This window comes from Arthrobacter sp. ok909 (assembly GCF_900104405.1).
GTDB classification, from domain to species: domain Bacteria; phylum Actinomycetota; class Actinomycetes; order Actinomycetales; family Micrococcaceae; genus Arthrobacter; species Arthrobacter humicola.
The window spans coordinates 91,112-109,513 of the sequence record NZ_FNJS01000003.1 but is presented as its reverse complement, the minus strand read 5'-3'; the positions used below and the strand labels follow the sequence as shown (position 1 = coordinate 109,513).

Sequence of the window (18,402 nt, the reverse complement as noted above, 5' to 3'; positions counted from 1 at the left end):
GGGTCAGAGACCCAGTTCGCGGGCGATCAGCATCAGCTGGACCTCCGTGGTGCCCTCGCCGACTTCGAGGATCTTGGAGTCGCGGTAGTGGCGTGCCACGGTGAATTCGTTGATGAAGCCATAGCCGCCGAACACCTGGGTGGCGTCCCGCGCGTTGTCCATGGCTGCCTCGCCTGCGACCATCTTAGCGATGGCCGCCTGCGTCTTGAACGGCTTGCCGGCGAGCATCCTGGCGGCCGCGTCGTAGTAGGCCAGGCGGGCCGTGTGGGCCCGTGCTTCCATCCGGGCGATCTTGAACGCGATGGCCTGGTACTTGCCGATGTTCTGCCCGAACGCGCTGCGTTCCTTGGCGTATTTCACGGACTGGTCCACGCAGCCCTGGGCCGCGCCCACGGCCAGCGCGGCGATCGCGATCCGGCCCTCGTCCAGGATGGACAGGAAGTTCGCGTAGCCGCGGCCCCGGGTGCCGAGCAGGTTGGCCTCGGGGACGTGGACGTTGTCGAGCGTCAGCGGGTGGGTGTCCGAGGCGTTCCAGCCGACTTTGTTATAGGCCTTCTCCGCCTTGAAACCCGGGGTGTTGGTGGGCACCAGGATGGTGGAGATTTCCTTCTTGATGCTGCCGTCCGGGCGCTCATCCTGGCCGGTGACAGCCGTGACGGTGACGAGCTTGGTGATGTCCGTGCCGGAGTTGGTGATGAACTCCTTGTTGCCGTTGATGACCCATTCACCGCCGCCCAACTTCGCGGTGGTCTTCGTGCCGCCGGCGTCGGACCCGGCCTCGGGCTCGGTCAGGCCGAAGCCGGCGAGCGCCTTTCCGGAGGCCAGCAGCGGCAGCCACTCCTCCTTTTGGGCGGCGTTGCCGAAGCGGTGGATCGGCATGGCGCCGAGGGACACCCCGGCCTCCAGGGTGATGGCGACGGACTGGTCCACGCGGCCGAGCTGTTCCAGGGCCAGGGCCAGGGCGAAGTAGTCCCCGCCCATGCCGCCGAACTCCTCGGGGAACGGCAGGCCGAACAGGCCCATGTCGGCCATCTGGGAGACCACTTCGTAGGGGAAGCTGTGTTCTTCGTCGTGCTTGGCGGACACCGGGGCCACCACTTCGTCGGCAAATTCGCGCACGGTGTCGCTAAGGACCTGGTAGTCCTCGCTGAGGTCAAAACTAGCCATGGGGTGACTCCTTTATCTGTGTTGCTGTCTAAAAACTGTGGCCTGGTGTTGAAGCTGTGGCGTCTATTCCGCCGCGCCCATCGCGATGACGGCTTCCTCGATGGTGTCCTCGGCTCTGGAGAATTCGGGCGGGTGGATGGTAGCGAGCACCTGGTCTGCCTTCACGAGGTCGCCGGATCCGACGCTGATGTGGACGGTGCCGTCCAGGGGCGCCACGAGCTGGTGTTCCATCTTCATGGCCTCCACCGCGAGCAGCACCTGGCCGGCCTCCACGGTGTCGCCGTTGCTAACGGACACGGACACTACGGTCCCGGGCATCGGTGAGCGCACTGCGGGGTCCGCGGCGCCTTCTTCGCGTTCGATCGCTGCCAGCACGCGGGCCAGCCGCGCTTCGCGGGTGAGTACTTCGAGGCGGCAGGACCAGCCCTCGTTGCCGAGGAAGAGCTCCGCGGGCGTCGCATTGTCCCGAAGGGGTCCGGTAGACACCGCCGCAAGCGAGTAGACCAGGGCTTCGCCGCCGAGAACCAACTCTGCGTGGTCCTGGGCGGGAAAACTAAGTGATGCCGTGCGCTGCGCCCCGCCGTCGATGCTCACCCTAGCCGTGCCCTGCCCCACCGCGCCGAACACCTCTACCGTGGCGACACCGCCGTCGGGCGTTCCCAGGCTGATCCGCCGTGGGGCGCGGGCGCCAAGCCTCCACCCGTCGCCGAGGTCCCACGGGCCTTTCCCCGCGGCTTGGGCATCATGTTCCTGCAGAGAAGCGACGTAAATGGCAGCGGCAGCCACCTCGAAGTCGCCCGCATGGCGGAAGTTGAACTCCGGCATCCTGCGTTCGATCAGGCCGGTATCGAGCCGGCCGGCGCGGACATCGGCGTCGTTGATCAGCAACCGCAGGTATTCAACGTTGGTATCGATCCCCAGCGCGGTGTACCCGGCCAGCGCCTCGTCGAGGGTGTCGAGGGCAGCGGCCCGGTTCTCTCCCCACGCGATGACTTTGGAGATCATGGGGTCGTAGCTGGAGGAGATTTCCAGGCCTTCGATCAGTGCCGAATCCACCCGGACGCTGCCTGCTGAACCTGCCGAGTCAGCGGGCAGTTCGTCCAGAAGCACGACCCGCCCGCCGGAGGGCAGGAAGTTCTTTTCCGGGATTTCCGCATAGACGCGTGCTTCGACGGAGTGGCCGGTGAGGACTACCTGGTCCTGGGTCACTGTGAGTTCCTCGCCGGCGGCGATGCGGACCTGCCATTCCACGAGGTCGATGCCGGTGACCATCTCGGTGACAGGGTGTTCGACCTGCAGCCGGGTGTTCATCTCCATGAAGAAGAACTCGTCCGGGGCGTTGTCCGAGACCAGGAACTCGACCGTGCCGGCACCGGAGTAGTTGACGCTGCGCGCGGCCTGGCAGGCGGCCTCGCCGAGACGGGCCCGGATGTCCACGCCATCGGGCAGGGACTCCAGCAACGGCGAGGGCGCCTCCTCGATGACCTTCTGGTGGCGGCGCTGCAGGGAGCACTCGCGCTCCCCCAGGTGGATGACGTTGCCGTGGTTGTCCGCGAGGACCTGGACCTCGATGTGCCGCGGGGTGGTGACGAGCCGTTCCAGGAAGAGGGTGTCATCGCCGAAGGCACTGGCCGCGACCCGCCGGGCGGTCGCGAGGGTGGCTTCGAGGTCCTCGGGCCGTTCCACGATGTGCATGCCCTTGCCGCCGCCGCCGGCGGAGGGCTTGATCAGCAGCGGGAAGCCGACTCCGGCCGCGGCCTCGACGAGCTGCGCGTCGCTCATGCCGGGTTCGGCGATGCCCGGGACCACCGGGACGCCGTAGCCGGTGACGTGGTTTTTGGAGCGGATCTTGTCGCCCATGACGTTAAGGGATTCGACGCCGGGGCCGATGAACGTGATGCCTGCTGCTTCGAGGGCGCGGGCGAAGTCGACGTTCTCGCTCAGGAAGCCGTAGCCCGGATGCACGGCCTCGGCGCCGGTGTCCCGGCAGGCCTGGACGATGGCCTCGATTTTCAGGTAGCTCTCGGTCGCGGCGGCCGGGCCGATCCTGACCGCGACGTCGGCCTCCCGCACGTGGCGGGCGCCTGCGTCGGCGTCGGAATAGACCGCCACCGAACGGATGCCCAGGGCGCGCAGGGTCCGGATCACACGGCAGGCGATCTCGCCGCGGTTCGCGACCAGCACGGTGCCGAACAGGGGTTTGAGGGCCCGGGGCTTGGGCGATGTAGAAGTAGTGGTCATTGCTGGCTCACATCCGGAACAGGCCGAAGGAGGTCTCCGGCAGCGGGGTGCGGGAGACGACGTCGAGCGCCAGTCCCAGGACGGTGCGGGTGTCCGCGGGGTCGATCACGCCGTCGTCCCAGAGGCGGGCCGTGGAGTAGTAGGGGCTGCCCTGGTCCTCGTACTGCTGCTTGATCGGGGCCTTGAACGCTTCCTCGTCCGCGGCGGACCACTCCTCGCCGCGGGCCTCGTACTGGTCCCGCTTCACCGTGGCGAGCACGCTGGAGGCCTGGTTGCCGCCCATCACCGAGATCCGCGACGCCGGCCACATCCAGAGGAACCGCGGCGAGTAGGCCCGGCCGCACATCGAGTAATTCCCGGCGCCGAAGGACCCGCCGATCACCACGGTGAGCTTCGGGACCCGGGCGGTCGCGACGGCGGTGACCATCTTCGCGCCGTTCTTGGCGATGCCGCCCTGCTCGTAGTCCTTGCCGACCATAAAGCCGGAGAGGTTCTGCAGGAAGAGCAGCGGGATGCCGCGCTGGTCACAGAGTTCGATGAAGTGGGCGCCCTTGAGCGAGGATTCGCTGAACAGCACGCCGTTGTTCGCCACGATCCCCACCGGGTGGCCGTGCAGCTTCGCGAAGCCCGTGACCAGGGTGGTGCCGTAGTTCTTCTTGAACTCGTGGAACCGGCTGCCGTCCACGAGCCGGGCGATGACCTCGCGGACGTCGTACTGGGCGTTGACGTCCGTGGGGACCGCGCCGTAGAGCTCCTCCGGGTCGGCCAGGGGTTCGACGGCGGTGTCGACGTCCCAGACCGGTCCGGCCGGCCGCGGCAGGGTGGAGACAATGTCGCGGACGATCTGCAGGGCATGCTCATCGTTTTCGGCGAGATGGTCGGTGACCCCGGAAATCTTCGAGTGGACGTCCCCGCCGCCGAGCTCCTCCGCCGTGACGATCTCACCGATGGCCGCCTTCACCAGCGGCGGCCCGCCCAGGAAGATCGTGCCCTGGTTCCGGACGATCACCGTCTCGTCACTCATCGCCGGCACATACGCGCCCCCTGCGGTGCAGGAGCCCATCACCGAGGCGATCTGCGGGATCTTCGCCGCGGACATTTTCGCCTGGTTGAAGAAGATCCGGCCGAAGTGCTCCTTGTCCGGGAAGACCTCGTCCTGCTTGGGCAGGAACGCGCCCCCGGAATCCACGAGGTAGATGCACGGCAGGCGGTTCTCGAGCGCGATTTCCTGCGCCCGGAGGTGCTTCTTCACCGTCATCGGGTAATAGGTGCCGCCCTTGACCGTGGCGTCGTTCGAAATGACCAGGACCTGCCGGCCGTGGACCAGGCCGATCCCGGCAATCACACCGGCGCCCGGAGAGTCGTCGTTGTACATGCCGTTGGCCGCGAGCGGGGCAATCTCCAGGAACGGGCTGCCGTCATCGAGCAGCCGGTCAATGCGCTCCCGCGGCAGCAGCTTGCCGCGGGCAACATGGCGTTCCCGGGACTTTACCGGACCGCCCAGCGCGGCCGTGGCGAGGCGTTCCTTCAGCTCGCGGGCCAGCCCCAGCTGGGCCTCGCGGTTCGCGGCGAAGGCGGCGCTCGTGGCATCCACCTGGCTGGCGATTGTCTCCATTGACTGCTTCCGTTCCCTGACCTGCGTGCCGGGCCGGCTTCTGAAGCCGTCCGACTGTTTCGGTTAGTGCCGCATAACTGAAATTTAGGTTAGTCTCTATTAACTGTGATGTCCAACACAGGAACCATCTGCAACGAGGGGATGCGCCGGTGACCGAGCCCAGCCAGACCACCCAGACGCCGCCGGCTCACGCCCCCTCCACCCCAGCCCCTTCAACACAGCGGAGCCAGGCCAAGGCGAACCGACGTCAGGCCCTCTTGTCGGCCGCCGCCACACTGTTCGCCATCGAAGGGTTCAACCGCGTCTCCCTTGAGGACCTGGGCGCCGCGGCCGGGGTCAGCGGTCCTGCGGTCTACCGTCATTTCGCCGGCAAACAGGCGGTCCTCGGCGCGCTGCTGCTGAGCGTCAGCCAGGACCTGCTCGACGGCGGCCGCCGCGTGGTTAGCGACTCTGACGGCGCCCTGGCGGCGCTGGGCGGCCTCGTGGCGTTCCATGTGGACTTTGCCCTGAGTAATCCCGACGTCATCCGGGTCCAGGACCAGGACTTCAGCAACCTTGCCGGCGAGGACCAGGACGAGGTCCGCACGCTCCAGCGCAACTACGTCGAACTCTGGGTGGACGTTCTGGCCGGGCTGCACGAGGGCACGGAGGCAGCCGAGCTGCGGATGCGGGCGCATGCCACCTTCGGCCTGATCAACTCCACCCCGCACTCGGTGCGGAGTTCGGGACGGCGGATGGGGGTCCGGCGCGCCAGGCCGCTACTGGAAAGCATGGCGCTGGCAGCGCTCCTGGCACCGGCCGTCCCCGAGCCGCGCGGCTGACCACCTCCCTCACAGGCACCCACCTTATTCAGGGCATCCACCACCCCCGGGCGCATTCCTGGGCACTACCTTGTCCAGGACATCCGTCACGCCCGAGCCCGCGCTCCGGGGGCACTTTGACGCAGACACGCCGTCAACTATGGCGCCGACGTCGAACCTTGCGCCCAAAGTGCCCCCGGACGGAGACAACCCGCCAGAACCAAGTCCCTGCCGCCCGCAAGGACAGCCGGCAATGGTGTTCCGGAGCGCGCCGGGGGCTCGGCGGTGCTTAGACCATCGCGAGGACCATGCCCGGATCGGCCAGCATGGTGCCGAGGTCCTGGAGGAAGCGCGAGCCCTGTTCGCCGTCGACCAGGCGGTGGTCGAAGGAGAGGCTGAGCGTCATGACCTGTCGCAGGGCGACCTCGTCCTGGTACTCCCACGGCATCTTCCGGACCGCGCCGAGGGCCAGGATGGCGGCCTCGCCCGGGTTCAAGATGGGCGTGCCGGCGTCGATGCCGAAGACACCGATGTTCGTGATGGAGATCGTGCCGCCGGAGAGGGCTTCGGTGCTGGTCTTGCCGGCCCTGGCCGTCTCGGTCAGCTCGGTCAGCGCCGTGGAGAGGTCCAGGAGGGACATCCGGTCGGCGTCCTTGATGTTCGGGACCGTCAGGCCCCGCGGGGTGGCGGCCGCGATGCCCAGGTTCACGTAGTTGAACTGGACGATTTCCTGGTTGGCCTCATCCCACCGGGCGTTGAGCGTCGGGTGGTTCCGCAGCGCGATCAGCACGGCCTTGGACACCAGTGTCAGCGGGGTGAGCTTGTACCCGGCGAATGCGCGGCTGGCCTTGAGCCGTGCCAGCAGCTCCATCGTGGGGGTGACGTCAACGGTCAGGAACTCCGTGACATGCGGTGCGGTGAAGGCGCTGGCCACCATGGCGGCGGCCGTGAACTTCCGCACGCCCTTGATCGGGGTGCGGGTCTCCCGCTCGCCCGGGGCCTGAGTGAGCCCGGCGGCCTGCGCCCCAACTGGCTGCGCCGCGCCGGCCAATTCCTGGGCGGCTGCGGGCAGATCCCCGCCGCCGACGAAGTTCCGGACATCCTCGCGGGTGATGAGCCCGCGCTCCCCCGTGCCGGTGACGGCCTCGAGGTCGACGCCGAGATCTTTGGCCAGCTTGCGGACCGGCGGCGTGGACCGCGGACGCTCGGCCAGCCTGGTTTCGACAAGCTTGGATTCAACCGGCTCAGCAACCCGGACTGGCACCACCGGCTCGGCTGCCCGGACGGGTGCCACCGGCTCTGCCGACGCCACCGCGGAGGCAGCTGCCGGGGCCGTGAAGGTGCGGGCGCGGCGGGCGGGCCGTCCGGAGGTTTCCAGGACGGCGCCGTAGCCGACGAGGTTCGGCTCGCGCTTGGCGGTCCGCGTGTCGGAACCGGAGCCGCCGTCGTCGCCCTCAATCTCGAAGGAGACGATCGGTTTGCCGACCTCGACCACGCTACCTGGCTGTTCGTGGAGGGCCGCGACCACTCCGGCGAACGGGGAGGGCAGTTCGACGACGGCCTTGGCCGTCTCCACCTCGGCGATGATCTGGTTGAGCGTGACGGTGTCCCCGACCGCGACCTTCCAGGCGACGATTTCGGATTCGGTCAGTCCTTCGCCGAGGTCCGGGAGCCTGAATTCCTTAATCATGGTGGCGCTCATCCTTCCAGCCCGCTGAGGGAGTTGGGGCGGCCCAGGGCCCGGTCGACGCCGTCGAGAATCCTGTCAAGGCCCGGCAGATGGTGCATTTCCAGCTTCGAGTACGGGTACGGGACGTCGAAGCCGGTGACCCGGACGGGGGCGGCCTCAAGATGGTAGAAGCAGCGCTCGGTGATGCTCGCAGCAACTTCGGCGCCAAGCCCGCCGGACTGGGCGGCCTCGTGCGTGATGACAATCCGGCCGGTCTTGCGGACCGAGGCCTCCAGGGTGGCGAAGTCCAGCGGGGCCAGCGAGCGGAGGTCGATGACCTCGACCGAGATGCCTTCGTCGGCGGCCGCCAGGGCGGCATCGCGGGCGGTCTTGACCAGCGGGCCGTACGCCACGAGGGTGACATCCTTGCCCTCGGTGACCACGCGGGCCTTTTCCATGGACAGCGCAGTGTTCAGGTCGATCGACTCGTCCACCTCGCCCTTGTCGTGGTACCGGCGCTTGGGCTCGAAGTACAGCACCGGGTCATCCGAGGCGATGGCCTGCTGGATCATCGTGTACGCGTCCTGCGGGTTGGAGACGCTGATGACGCGCAGCCCCGAGGTGTGCGTGAAGTAGGCCTCGGGCGATTCGGAGTGGTGCTCCGGGGAGCCGATGCCGCCGCCGAAGGGGACGCGGATGGTGATGGGCATCTTGACCGCACCCTGGGTGCGGTAGTGCATCTTGGCGACCTGGCTGACGATCTGGTCGAACGCGGGGTAGATGAACCCGTCGAACTGGATCTCCACCACCGGCCGGTAGCCGCGGTAGGCCAGGCCGACGGCGGTGCCGATGATGCCGGACTCCGCGAGCGGCGTGTCCACGACGCGATGCTTGCCAAAGTCTTTCTGCAGGCCGTCGGTGACGCGGAAGACGCCGCCGAGTGCGCCGATGTCCTCCCCCATCAGGATGACCTTTGGGTCGTTTTCGAGGGACTTGCGCAGGCCCGAATTGATGGCTCGGGCAAAGGTCATCTGCGGCATCAGCGTGCACCTTCTTCAGAAGCGGCTTCTGCGGGATCGCCGAAGGAAGCCAGGTAGCGGGAGTAGTGGTCCTGCTGGCGGTCCAGCCAGGAGTTGGGCGTGCTGTAGACGTGCTTGAAGATATCCAGCGGCGCCGGCTCGGGCATGTTGATGGTGCCGTAACGGAGTTCCGCCGCCACGGCGTCGGCCTTGGCGGCGACGGCGGCCTCGAGGTCCGCGGTCAGCAGTCCCTTGCGGTCCAGCAGCGACTTCAGCCGGCTGATCGGGTCCTTCGCGGCCCAGTCTTCGAGCTCGTTGGCGTCCCGGTAGCGGGTGGGATCATCCGCCGTCGTGTGCGGGCCCATCCGGTAGGTGACGGCCTCAATGAAGGTGGGGCCGCCGCCGTGCCGCGCACGGTCCAGGGCGATGCGGGTGGCCGCCATGACGGCGAGAACATCGTTTCCGTCCACCCGCATGCTGGGGATGCCGAAGCCGGAAGCCCTGTCCGCAAGCTGGATGTGGGACTGCACCCGGACCGGTTCCGAGATCGCCCAGTGGTTGTTCTGGCAGAAGAAGACGACGGGCGCCTGGAAGCTCGCGGCGAAGACCATCGCCTCATTGACGTCGCCCTCGCTCGTGGCGCCGTCGCCGAAGTAGGCCACCGCGACGCAGTCGGCGCCGTCGTTCTGGATGCCCATGGCATAGCCGGTGGCGTGCAGGCTCTGCGCGCCGATGATGATCTGCTGCGTGGCCACGTTGACCGTGAACGGGTCCCAGCCGGCGGAGGCGTTGCCCCGCCAGGCACGGACGAGGTCTTCCACTTTCACTCCGCGGCAGTAGGCCACCCCGTTGTCGCGGTAGCTGGGGAAGACAAAGTCGTCCTCGCGGAGTGCGCGGGCCGAGCCGATTTGGGATGCTTCCTGGCCGAGGAGCGGCGGCCACAGGGCGAGCTCGCCCTGCCGCTGGAGCGCGGTGGCCTCGGCATCGATCCGGCGGATGACCACCATGTCCTCATAGAGCGAGCCAAGTTGCTCGTCGCTGACATCCTGGAGCCAGGAATCAAACTCGGGATGGCTGATGCGCTCACCCTCGGGAGTGATGAGCTGGACGAGATCGCCGCCCGTCCGCCTCGTTGTATCTTCACTGTTTCCGGGGCCCCCGGCGGAAATGCCGCCCTTGCCCGCGTCGTCGGTAAACACAGTTGTCCGCACCTTCTGACGTCGTCTGACCGGAGCTCGCAGGACTCGTGATCCCGCGGCGCGCCAGCCGCCCGGGCGCCGTTGCCCCGGATAATTGTGACCCTACTCACAATGCTCATCGGGTACAACCACCCGTAAAAATACTGAGCATTATGCACTGTTTGGCACCGGCAGACCGTGCTAATCTTGCGCATTATGCAACCCTTGGATGGCACGGACACCCGCCTGCTTTCGGCCATGGCCCGGGATCCGCGGCGGACCGTGGTGGCCCTGGCCCAAAAGCTCGGATTATCACGCAATACGGTGCAGGCCAGGATGGCCCAGCTGGAGAAGAAGCATGTGTTCCTCTCCTTCGAGCGGCGCATCAATCCGGTGTCTCTGGGGTACCCGCTCATGGCTTTCATCTCCGTCCATGTCCAGCAGCAGAAACTGGGCAGCCTCGCAGTGGAGCTCGCCGGCATTCCGGAAATCCTGGAGGGCTACGGCCTGACGGGCTCGGCCGATCTGCTCCTGCGCGTGGTGGCCCTCGACGCCGAGGACCTGTTCCGGATCAACGGCAAGATCCTGGCCTGCGACGGCGTGGACCGGACCGATACGGCCCTGGCGATGGGCGAACTGATCCCGTTCCGGATCCAGCCACTGCTGGAACGCGGATCCGCCGACACCTGATCTTCTGCGTCTCCGGGCCCCGGCGAGCCTGCGCTCCTCGATGCCGTTCCGGGCGCCTGATCTGGGCACCTGATCTGGGCACCTGATCTGGGCACCTGATCTGGGCTAATGGTCCGCGATGACGTTCTGCGCCCCTGCTCTGTGCCCCCTGCTCTGTGCCGTCGGCTCTGTGCCGTCGGCGGCCGCGGCGCTAGGCTGTGTCCATTGGGTCCCCCTTGAGCCCTTGGTGCCGCGCACGCGGCCCTGCACAACAGGCGGTGGATGTCTGGACTGCCGGAAAGGCTTGAACAGTGAGCAGTCCCGAGGAACCGCACCGCCCGGTACCGCCACAGCCCGGGCATGATCCCGCGGCCGGCCACCCGGCACCACCCGCAACGCAAACACCCGCCCCATCAGGGCAGCCGCCCGTTCAGTACTATGCTGCTCCCCCTGCCGGAGCTCCGGCTTACGGCCCTCCCGCCAATGGGGTTCCGCCGTACGGCCCTCCCGCCAATGGGGTTCCGCCGTACGGCCCTCCCGCGAACAGCGCCGCGCCGCCCGGCTACGCCCCGCCCTACGGTCCGCCGTACTACGGGGGCCCGGCCCAGCCTCCCCCGAAAAAGAGCCACAAGGCCTTGTGGATCGTTCTGGGGATCGTGGGCGGCGTCCTGCTCCTGGCGGCTGCCGGCGTGGTCATCCTGCTCAATGTGGTGGGCGGAACCACGAACCAGGCACGGGGCCTTGCGGACGACTTCAACAAGCTCATCATCGCCGGCGACGTCGACACTGCCTACGACAAGTACCTGGACCCCGCCCTCATGCAGAAGCTCTCACGGGAAGAGTTCGCCGCCGGGGTGCACAGCCTGGGGTTGGACGACAGCTGCAAGGCAAATTACACAAGCCTCAAAGTCAGCTCCAGCAACGGCACCAACGCGGCCGACGTCACCGGCTCCATCGACTGCGACACCAAGAGCGTGGCGCTGGTCTACCGTTTCGAGGGCAGCGACGAGCTGAAGATGGTCAATATCCGGCTGCGGCCGCAGCGCTGACCCGGGACATCACTCCCTGCCGCAGCCCGCCGGCCCACAACAAAGGAGCTCCCGTGCTGCTGCACGTGAGCTCCTCCGTTGTGGAACCACTTTATGGAGCCACTTTGTGGAACCACTTTATGGAACCGGCTTTGTGGAACCGGCCGGGCCCTTCGGGCGTGGGTCCTAGTGGTTAGTGGCCTTTTCGGCCCCCACGCCGGTCAGGGAACGGACCTCCATTTCGGCCTGCTTCGTGGGGTCTTCCTTCCGCTTGTCCAGGACGGTGCCGAGCCAGCCAAGGAGGAACGCGAGCGGGATGGAGACGATGCCCGGGTTACTCAGCGGGAAGATGGCGAAGTTGGCGCCGGGGATCATCGAGGTCTTGGACCCCGATACCACCGGGGAGAGCACGATCAGGATGATCGCCGCGGACAGGCCGCCGTACATGCTCCACAAGGCTCCCTGGGTGGTGAACCGGCGCCAGAACAGCGAGTAGAGGATGGTCGGAAGGTTGGCGGAGGCGGCAACGGCGAAGGCGAGCGCCACGAGGAACGCGACATTCTGTCCGTTGGCGAAGATGCCGCCGGCGATCGCCAGCAGGCCGATCACCACCACGGTGCGGCGGGCAACCTTGACCTCGGTGTCGGCGTCGGCCTTCCCCTTGGCTATGACGCTGGCGTAGATGTCATGGGCGAAGGATGCCGCCGCGGTAATGGTGAGGCCCGCCACGACCGCCAGGATGGTCGCGAAGGCCACAGCCGAGATGAAGCCCAGGAGCAGCGGGCCGCCGAGGTGAAAGGCGAGCAGCGGCGCTGCCGAGTTGACGCCGCCAGGAGCAGCCTTGATGGTGTCAGCACCCACCAGCGCAGCAGCGCCGTAACCGAGCACCAGGGTGAAGAGGTAGAAGATGCCAATCAGCCAGATGGACCACACTACGGACTTACGGGCTTCCTTTGCGGTCGGAACCGTGTAGAAGCGCATGAGCACGTGCGGCAGGGCTGCCGTGCCGAGCACGAGAGCCAGGCCGAGGGACATGAAGTCAAGCTTGGAGGTCTCGGTCTTGCCGTATTGCAGTCCCGGGTTGAGCAAGTTCGGGTTGCCCGAGGTTTCCACCGCGCCACCCAGCAGGTCGGAGAGGCTGAAGCCGTAGATCGCGAGGACCCAGAAGGTCATGACGGCGGCGCCGGCGATCAGGAGCATGGCCTTGATGATCTGGACCCACGTGGTCCCCTTCATGCCGCCGATCAGGACGTACATGATCATCAGGGCACCGACGACGACGATCACCAGGGCCTGTCCGCCCCAGTCGCTGATACCCAGGAGCAGGGAGATCAGGCTGCCGGCACCGGCCATCTGGGCAAGCAGATAAAAGAAGCAGACCGCCAGCGTCGAGATGGCCGCCGCGATACGCACGGGGCGCTGCTTGAGCCGGAACGAAAGCACATCGGCCATGGTGAACTTGCCGGTATTGCGGAGCAGTTCGGCGACGAGCAGCAGGGCGACGAGCCACGCGACCAGGAAGCCGATCGAGTACATGAAGCCGTCGTAGCCGTTGATGGCAATGGCACCGGTGATGCCCAGGAAGGACGCCGCGGAGAGGTAATCGCCGGCGATCGCCGTGCCGTTCTGCGGACCGGTGAAGGAACGGCCGGCCGCGTAGTAGTCGGCAGCAGTCTTGTTGTTGCGGCTGGCCCTGATCACTATGACCATGGTGATGGCGACGAACACGGCAAAGATGCCCATGTTTAGCAGGGTGGTGTCTTTGAGGTCGGTGACATTGACCGCGGGGACCATGAGTGTCATTTTGATGTTCCCCCTACCGGGTTGCCGTGCTTGTCGAATTCGTGCCCTTCGATTTCGTTGCGGATTTCGGAGGCAATGGGGTCCAGCTTGCGGTTCGAGTAGCTGACGTACCAGCCGGTGATGGCGAAAGTGGTGACGAATTGCAGCAGGCCCAGGATCAGGCCGACATTGATGTTGCCCCAAACCTTGATCGACATGAATCCCACCGCATAGTCGGCCAGCAGGACATAGGCGAAGTACCAGAGCAGGAATGCAATGGACATCGGAAAGACAAAGCTGCGGTGACGTTTGCGCAGTTCCTTGAACTGCTTCGTCGACTGGACTTCCTTGAAGTCCACGGCCGCCGCCGCGTCCGCTTCTTGGGCGTCGTGACCCATCGGTTCCTCCTCATTGAGACTGGTGAATCCACACCGGCTGCCGTGGTCTACTCGGAACAATCCTCCGGCCAATGTGACTGCAATCACTGTGTACCGTGACGTGCATTACCTTCCAGTGCCGGCGGTACCCGCGTAGCCCAACGGTCCCCATGCTGCGCCAAACGGCAGTCAAACGGTCCAGGACGTCGTCGCCCCTGGCCTCCATGCGGGCCAGCGCCGGCGGCCCCGGGACCGACGGTAGGCTGAGCACCATGCCGGACTCTCCCCTGTTCACTGCCGCCGCCGTAGCGGTGATCGCCATGGCGATCGCGGTGGTCGTCGCCGTCGGACTCAAGGTCCTGCGTTCCTTCCGCGACCTCGGCACCGATGCAGAGCGCGCCACCTACAAGACGCTGCATGCCGCATCCCGTGCCGGCCAGTACCTGCGGACCGGGCTGAACCCCGCCGGCGCGGCCAAAGCCAGCCGGCAGCTGCGCGGCCTCCTGGGCTGCGACGCCCTCGCCATCACCGATACAACCGGCGTGCTCGCGTGGGACGGTGCCGGCGAGGAACTCAGGCCGGCCCTGATGGGGCTCGCGTCAAAAGTGCTCGACGGCGGCCACCTCGCGGTCATTCCGGCGGGTGAACTCCAGTTGCTGGCCGCCGGCGGCGGGACCTTGGCACCGGAGGTGGAACGCGCCGTCGTGATCGCCCCGATCAAGACCGGCGCACGGGTGGTGGGGGTCGTGGCCGCCTTCGCGCCGGCCGCCGGCGCCGGACTCGTCCGTGCCACCGGCGAGGTGGCAGACTGGGTGGCCACCCAGGTGGAACTGGCCGAACTCGACGCCTCCCGGACGCTCCTGATGGAGGCCGAGGTCCGTGCCCTCCGCGCCCAGATCAGCCCGCACTTCATCTACAACTCGCTCAACGCGATCGCGTCCTTCATCAACACGGACCCCGAACGTGCGCGGGAGCTCGTGGTGGAATTCGCCGATTTCACCCGCTACTCCTTCCGCCGCCACGGCGACTTCACCACCCTGGCCGAGGAGCTGCGCTGCATCGACCGGTATCTGCTCCTGGAGCGGGCGCGCTTCGGGGACCGCGTCCAGGTAAGCCTGCGGATCGCTCCGGAGGTCCTCAGCACCGTGATCCCCTTCCTAAGCCTGCAGCCGCTCGTCGAAAACGCGGTCCGGCACGGCCTTGAAGCCAAAGAGGGTCCGGGCCATATTTCCATCACGGCGAACGACTCCGGCGCGTTCGCCGAAGTGACGATCGAGGACGACGGCGTGGGCATGGACCCGGAACAACTGCGGTCCGTTCTTGCCGGACACAGCGACGGCGAGCACGTGGGCCTGCGCAACGTCGACGCCCGCTTGCGGCAGGTGTACGGGGACGACAACGGCCTGGTGATCGAGACGGCGCCCGGCGAAGGGACGCTGATCACAATGCGCGTCCCCAAGTCCCAGCCCCGCCACGACGCCTGATGCCGGCCCCAGGCTCCCGGAAATGCCTGCGGCAGTAGGCTATTGCCATGATTAACGTACTCGTCGCCGACGACGAGCTCCCTGCCGTTGAGGAACTGGCCTTCCTGCTCGGCAAGGATGACCGGATCGGCGCCATCCACCGGGCCTCTTCGGGCGCCGAAGCCTTGCGTGCGCTGGCGGCCGAAGACGTCGACGCCGTCTTCCTCGACATCCACATGCCGGCGCTGTCCGGGCTGGATATTGCCCGGGCCATTTCCCGCAGCCCGCGTCCGCCCGCCGTCGTCTTCGTGACCGCCGACGAGGACTGCGCGCTGGAGGCGTTCGAGCTCGCGGCCGTGGACTATCTGCTCAAGCCCGTACGCGCCGAGCGGCTGGCGAAGTCGATCGGACGCATCAGCGAACTGCTCAAGGACGGCGCCCCGGCGCCGGAAATGATCACCGTGGACCTGGGCGGAACCACCAAGATGATCCGGCGGGAGGACGTCACGTACGTCCAGGCGCAGGGCGACTACGCCCGGCTGCACACCGCCGACGCGAGCTACCTCATCAGGGTTCCGCTGGCCGACCTCGAGCAGCAGTGGGCCGACGCCGGATTCCTGCGCATCCACCGCTCCTACCTGATCGCACTGAGCCATGTCGGCCACATGAAGCTCGCCGCCGCGCGGCCCAGCGTCACCGTGGCCGGCGCCGAGCTTCCCATCAGCCGCCGGCATCTGCCGTCGGTCCGGGAAAAGCTCGAGGCAACCCGCATCCGGCCGCAGGCATGACCAGGGTCCGCGTCACGGCGCCCCGCAGCCTCACGCCGACCGCCGTCCTGACCAGCGGGCGCTCCGCCGCGGCGCTGCGCGAAGCGGCGGAAGAGTCCGACGCCGGGCAGCTGTTTGTCCGTTCCCTCATCCGGTCCCAGCTCCGGCTCGCGCTCGTGGTGGCCCTGGGCTTCCTGCTGATCCTGCTGGCCTTTCCGCTCATGCTGGGGCTGGTCCCGGGCCTGGCGGACTCCACCATTGCCGGCCTTCCCTTTGACTGGGTCCTGCTGGGCGCCGGGATCTATCCTGTGATCGGTCTGAGCGCCTGGTTGTACGTGCGGACGGCTGCCAGGAACGAGGCCCGGTACCGGGACCTCGCCGGCGACAAGTGACGGGACGCATGTCCGGACTCATGAGGGGGCAGGTGACCGGCCCGACGGCGGGGCACCTGCCGGGACGGGCGGACGGAACGTGAACCCCGTCGTCGGAGTGGCCGCCTTCGCCGCTGTCACGCTCGCCACCGCCGTTGTCGGTTTCTACGGATTGAAAGTCTCGCGCACCACCGGGGACTTCTACGTCGCGTCCCGGACGGTCAAGCCGTGGTGGAACGCCTCGGCAATCGGCGGGGAGTACCTCTCGGCCGCGAGCTTCCTCGGTGTCGCCGGGCTCATTCTGCTTTCCGGCACGGATGCCCTCTGGTATCCGGTGGGCTACACGGCCGGGTACCTGATGCTGCTCTTGTTCGTCGCCGCTCCCCTGCGCCGCTCGGGCGCCTACACGATTCCGGATTTCACCGAGGCGCGTCTTGATTCGAGTGCCGTCCGCCGGGTCACAAGCCTGGTGGTGGTGGTGGTCGGCTGGCTCTACATCGTCCCGCAGCTGCACGGCGCGGCCCTGGCCATCCGGATCACCACGGGCCTGCCGGCGTGGGTGGGACCCGTGGCGGTGGTCGCCGTCGTCTGCATCACCGTGGTGGCGGGCGGGATGCGTTCCGTCACCTTTGTCCAGGCCTTCCAGTACTGGCTCAAGCTGACCGCGCTGGCGGTGCCCATCGTGTTCATCCTGTTGGTGCTGGGGGGCGCCACCGGCACCACCGCCCCCGCGGCGTCCCCCGCCGTCAATCCGTCGGCGCTGGCCCCCGCGGGCCCGTATCAGATCATTTCGCTGCTCGTGGCCCTGCTTTTTGGAACCCTCGGGCTGCCGCACGTACTGGTCCGGTTCTACACGAATCCGGACGGGCAGTCGGCGCGCCGGACCACGCTGATTGTCCTGGGTCTGCTCTCGGTGTTCTACCTGCTCCCCACGGCCTACGGCGTGATCGGTCGCGTCGTGGCTCCCGACCTCGCCGAAAGCGGCCAGGCCGACGCCCTGGTGCTCCTGCTGCCTGGCCGGGTGGTTGGCGGGATGGCCGGCGACCTGTTGTCGGCGCTGGTGGTGGCCGGGGCGTTTGCCGCGTTCCTGTCGACGACGTCGGGCCTGGTGGTCTCGCTGGCGGGCGTGATCAGCCAGGACGTGTTTGGCGGCAGTGTGCGCGGCTTCCGGCTGGCCGCACTCATCTCTTCGCTGGTCCCGCTCGGGATCGCATCGATGACCGAATCGATGGCGCTGGCCGGCAGCGTGGGTCTGGTGTTTGCCTTTACCGCCTCCACAATCTGCCCGGTCCTGCTGCTGGGCATCTGGTGGCGGGGGCTGACGGATGCCGGGGCGATCGCGGGCATGGTCACGGGCGGGGTGTTCTGCGGCAGCGCGATGGTGGCCGGTTCGGTGCTGGGCGCGGCAGCGACGCCGTCGTGGCTGGCGCAGCCCGCCGCCTGGACGGTCCCGGTCGCGTTCGCCGTCATGGTGCTGGTATCGCGGGCAACGCAGGGCCGGGTGCCCCGGACCATGACACGCGTCATGACCCGGCTGCACACCCCGGAAAGGCCGCTCGCAACGGAACGCTGACCCGACGTCGGGCCAGCGGGGCGGATTAGTCGATGGCGGCCATGAGCTCGACGGCACGCTCCAGGAACGCGTCCACCTGGCTTTCCTCATAGCCGTCCCGGCCCACGGCGGGACGGAACACCGCACGCCGGACGTTGTCCACGCTGAGCGGCTGGTCCTCCTCGAGGTAGCCGATCAGCTCGTGGCAGAGGTCATCAACGTCGGTGGTGTTGTAGCTGCGGGCCTTAGGCTTGGCCGGACGCCGGAACCGCTGGCCGTCCGGGCGGTGCAGGCGCCCGCGCAGGACCCCCGCGAGCCGGCCGATTTCGCGCAGCCAGGCTTCCTCGCCGCGTTCGGCCACCAGCTCATCGCGCTCCAGCCGGGCGAGGGCGTCTTCGAGCCGGTCCAGCGCGGCATCCACACCGGAGGCGGCGTAGCCGCCCTTCACGGGGTCGAAGGAGACGGCGCGGACGTCGGCGCTCTTGATGGCGCGTGCGGCCGTCGTCGGAGCTTCGAACGACACCCGTGCGCGCTGCAGGAAATCGTCGACCTGCTTGGCGTTGTAGCCGTACTGGTTCCGCTGCACGCGGTCAAAAGACGCAGGAATCTGCCGTTGAATGTCCACTGTTACTTTGTTCCTTCGATGCCGTTCGGCTGGTTTGCTCGGCACCATTCTAGGGGCCGGAGGGGCTGGTCCGGGATGC

Annotated in this window: 16 protein-coding genes; 7 read left to right on the top strand and 9 right to left on the bottom strand. The window is 67.4% G+C overall.

Going from position 1 to position 18,402, the window contains the following annotated elements; genetic code table 11:
- Window positions 1–3 precede the first annotated feature (3 nt).
- The 3 genes from BLR03_RS03910 to BLR03_RS03900 all read right to left on the bottom strand — a co-directional run bounded on the left by BLR03_RS03910 (window position 4) and on the right by BLR03_RS03900 (window position 5,023).
- Entirely contained in the window at window positions 4–1,167 is a 1,164-nt protein-coding gene (locus BLR03_RS03910) for an acyl-CoA dehydrogenase family protein (protein WP_091249679.1), read from the bottom strand.
- A gap of 63 nt (window positions 1,168–1,230) precedes the next feature.
- A complete protein-coding gene (locus BLR03_RS03905) occupies window positions 1,231–3,408 on the bottom strand; it encodes an acetyl/propionyl/methylcrotonyl-CoA carboxylase subunit alpha (RefSeq protein WP_091249678.1) in 2,178 nt (725 codons plus the stop codon).
- Window positions 3,409–3,415: 7 nt separating this feature from the next.
- Window positions 3,416–5,023, bottom strand: coding sequence for a carboxyl transferase domain-containing protein (locus BLR03_RS03900; RefSeq protein ID WP_091249675.1), 1,608 nt, complete (start codon window positions 5,021–5,023; stop codon window positions 3,416–3,418).
- Between the two features lie 149 nt (window positions 5,024–5,172).
- Between BLR03_RS03900 and BLR03_RS03895 the strand changes: the two genes are divergently transcribed.
- On the top strand, window positions 5,173–5,844 hold the full coding sequence (locus tag BLR03_RS03895; protein ID WP_091249672.1) for an SACE_7040 family transcriptional regulator: 672 nt from the start codon (window positions 5,173–5,175) through the stop codon (window positions 5,842–5,844).
- A gap of 268 nt (window positions 5,845–6,112) precedes the next feature.
- Here BLR03_RS03895 and BLR03_RS03890 read toward each other — a convergent pair whose 3' ends face one another.
- The 3 genes from BLR03_RS03890 to pdhA are packed head-to-tail and all read right to left on the bottom strand — an operon-like array spanning window position 6,113 to window position 9,680.
- Complete coding sequence (locus BLR03_RS03890) at window positions 6,113–7,525, bottom strand: dihydrolipoamide acetyltransferase family protein (protein WP_091249670.1); 1,413 nt, start codon at window positions 7,523–7,525, stop codon at window positions 6,113–6,115.
- Window positions 7,522–8,532, bottom strand: coding sequence for an alpha-ketoacid dehydrogenase subunit beta (locus BLR03_RS03885; RefSeq protein ID WP_091249668.1), 1,011 nt, complete (start codon window positions 8,530–8,532; stop codon window positions 7,522–7,524). The genes BLR03_RS03890 and BLR03_RS03885 overlap by 4 nt, the downstream gene beginning before the upstream one ends.
- Window positions 8,532–9,680, bottom strand: a complete 1,149-nt coding sequence (gene pdhA, locus BLR03_RS03880; RefSeq protein ID WP_254788156.1) for a pyruvate dehydrogenase (acetyl-transferring) E1 component subunit alpha — start codon at window positions 9,678–9,680, stop codon at window positions 8,532–8,534. The genes BLR03_RS03885 and pdhA overlap by 1 nt, the downstream gene beginning before the upstream one ends.
- Window positions 9,681–9,905: 225 nt before the next feature.
- Between pdhA and BLR03_RS03875 the strand changes: the two genes are divergently transcribed.
- Both BLR03_RS03875 and BLR03_RS03870 read left to right on the top strand, forming a co-directional pair.
- On the top strand, window positions 9,906–10,379 hold the full coding sequence (locus tag BLR03_RS03875) for an Lrp/AsnC family transcriptional regulator (protein WP_091249664.1): 474 nt from the start codon (window positions 9,906–9,908) through the stop codon (window positions 10,377–10,379).
- A gap of 614 nt (window positions 10,380–10,993) precedes the next feature.
- On the top strand, window positions 10,994–11,407 hold the full coding sequence (locus tag BLR03_RS03870; RefSeq protein WP_254788145.1) for a hypothetical protein: 414 nt from the start codon (window positions 10,994–10,996) through the stop codon (window positions 11,405–11,407).
- A 165-nt stretch (window positions 11,408–11,572) separates the two neighbouring features.
- On the opposite strand, the gene BLR03_RS03865 is transcribed toward BLR03_RS03870, so the two are convergent.
- Complete coding sequence (locus tag BLR03_RS03865; RefSeq protein WP_091249662.1) at window positions 11,573–13,189, bottom strand: solute symporter family protein; 1,617 nt, start codon at window positions 13,187–13,189, stop codon at window positions 11,573–11,575.
- Complete coding sequence (locus tag BLR03_RS03860) at window positions 13,186–13,566, bottom strand: DUF485 domain-containing protein (protein ID WP_091249659.1); 381 nt, start codon at window positions 13,564–13,566, stop codon at window positions 13,186–13,188. Before BLR03_RS03860 ends, BLR03_RS03865 begins: the two co-directional genes overlap by 4 nt.
- 251 nt (window positions 13,567–13,817) lie before the next feature.
- On the opposite strand from BLR03_RS03860, the gene BLR03_RS03855 reads away from it, so the two are divergent.
- The 4 genes from BLR03_RS03855 (at window position 13,818) to BLR03_RS03840 (ending at window position 17,719) form a co-directional block, all read left to right on the top strand.
- Complete coding sequence (locus BLR03_RS03855; protein ID WP_091250010.1) at window positions 13,818–15,029, top strand: sensor histidine kinase; 1,212 nt, start codon at window positions 13,818–13,820, stop codon at window positions 15,027–15,029.
- A 47-nt stretch (window positions 15,030–15,076) separates the two neighbouring features.
- Entirely contained in the window at window positions 15,077–15,796 is a 720-nt protein-coding gene (locus tag BLR03_RS03850; protein ID WP_091249656.1) for a LytR/AlgR family response regulator transcription factor, read from the top strand.
- Window positions 15,793–16,167, top strand: coding sequence for a DUF485 domain-containing protein (locus BLR03_RS03845; protein ID WP_091249654.1), 375 nt, complete (start codon window positions 15,793–15,795; stop codon window positions 16,165–16,167). The genes BLR03_RS03850 and BLR03_RS03845 overlap by 4 nt, the downstream gene beginning before the upstream one ends.
- A 79-nt stretch (window positions 16,168–16,246) precedes the next feature.
- A complete protein-coding gene (locus BLR03_RS03840) occupies window positions 16,247–17,719 on the top strand; it encodes a sodium/solute symporter (protein WP_091249651.1) in 1,473 nt (490 codons plus the stop codon).
- Window positions 17,720–17,744: 25 nt separating this feature from the next.
- On the opposite strand, the gene BLR03_RS03835 is transcribed toward BLR03_RS03840, so the two are convergent.
- On the bottom strand, window positions 17,745–18,371 hold the full coding sequence (locus tag BLR03_RS03835) for a DivIVA domain-containing protein (protein WP_091249648.1): 627 nt from the start codon (window positions 18,369–18,371) through the stop codon (window positions 17,745–17,747).
- Between the last annotated feature and the right edge of the window lie 31 nt (window positions 18,372–18,402).

Coding starts and splice junctions, on each gene's coding strand:
- BLR03_RS03910 (WP_091249679.1), bottom strand. CDS start 1,167: ATGGCTAGTTTTGACCTCAGCGAGGACTACCAGGTCCTTAGCGACACC.
- BLR03_RS03905 (WP_091249678.1), bottom strand. CDS start 3,408: ATGACCACTACTTCTACATCGCCCAAGCCCCGGGCCCTCAAACCCCTG.
- BLR03_RS03900 (WP_091249675.1), bottom strand. CDS start 5,023: ATGGAGACAATCGCCAGCCAGGTGGATGCCACGAGCGCCGCCTTCGCC.
- BLR03_RS03890 (WP_091249670.1), bottom strand. CDS start 7,525: ATGAGCGCCACCATGATTAAGGAATTCAGGCTCCCGGACCTCGGCGAA.
- BLR03_RS03885 (WP_091249668.1), bottom strand. CDS start 8,532: ATGCCGCAGATGACCTTTGCCCGAGCCATCAATTCGGGCCTGCGCAAG.
- BLR03_RS03875 (WP_091249664.1), top strand. CDS start 9,906: ATGCAACCCTTGGATGGCACGGACACCCGCCTGCTTTCGGCCATGGCC.
- BLR03_RS03865 (WP_091249662.1), bottom strand. CDS start 13,189: ATGACACTCATGGTCCCCGCGGTCAATGTCACCGACCTCAAAGACACC.
- BLR03_RS03860 (WP_091249659.1), bottom strand. CDS start 13,566: ATGGGTCACGACGCCCAAGAAGCGGACGCGGCGGCGGCCGTGGACTTC.
- BLR03_RS03855 (WP_091250010.1), top strand. CDS start 13,818: ATGCCGGACTCTCCCCTGTTCACTGCCGCCGCCGTAGCGGTGATCGCC.
- BLR03_RS03850 (WP_091249656.1), top strand. CDS start 15,077: ATGATTAACGTACTCGTCGCCGACGACGAGCTCCCTGCCGTTGAGGAA.
- BLR03_RS03845 (WP_091249654.1), top strand. CDS start 15,793: ATGACCAGGGTCCGCGTCACGGCGCCCCGCAGCCTCACGCCGACCGCC.
- BLR03_RS03835 (WP_091249648.1), bottom strand. CDS start 18,371: ATGGTGCCGAGCAAACCAGCCGAACGGCATCGAAGGAACAAAGTAACA.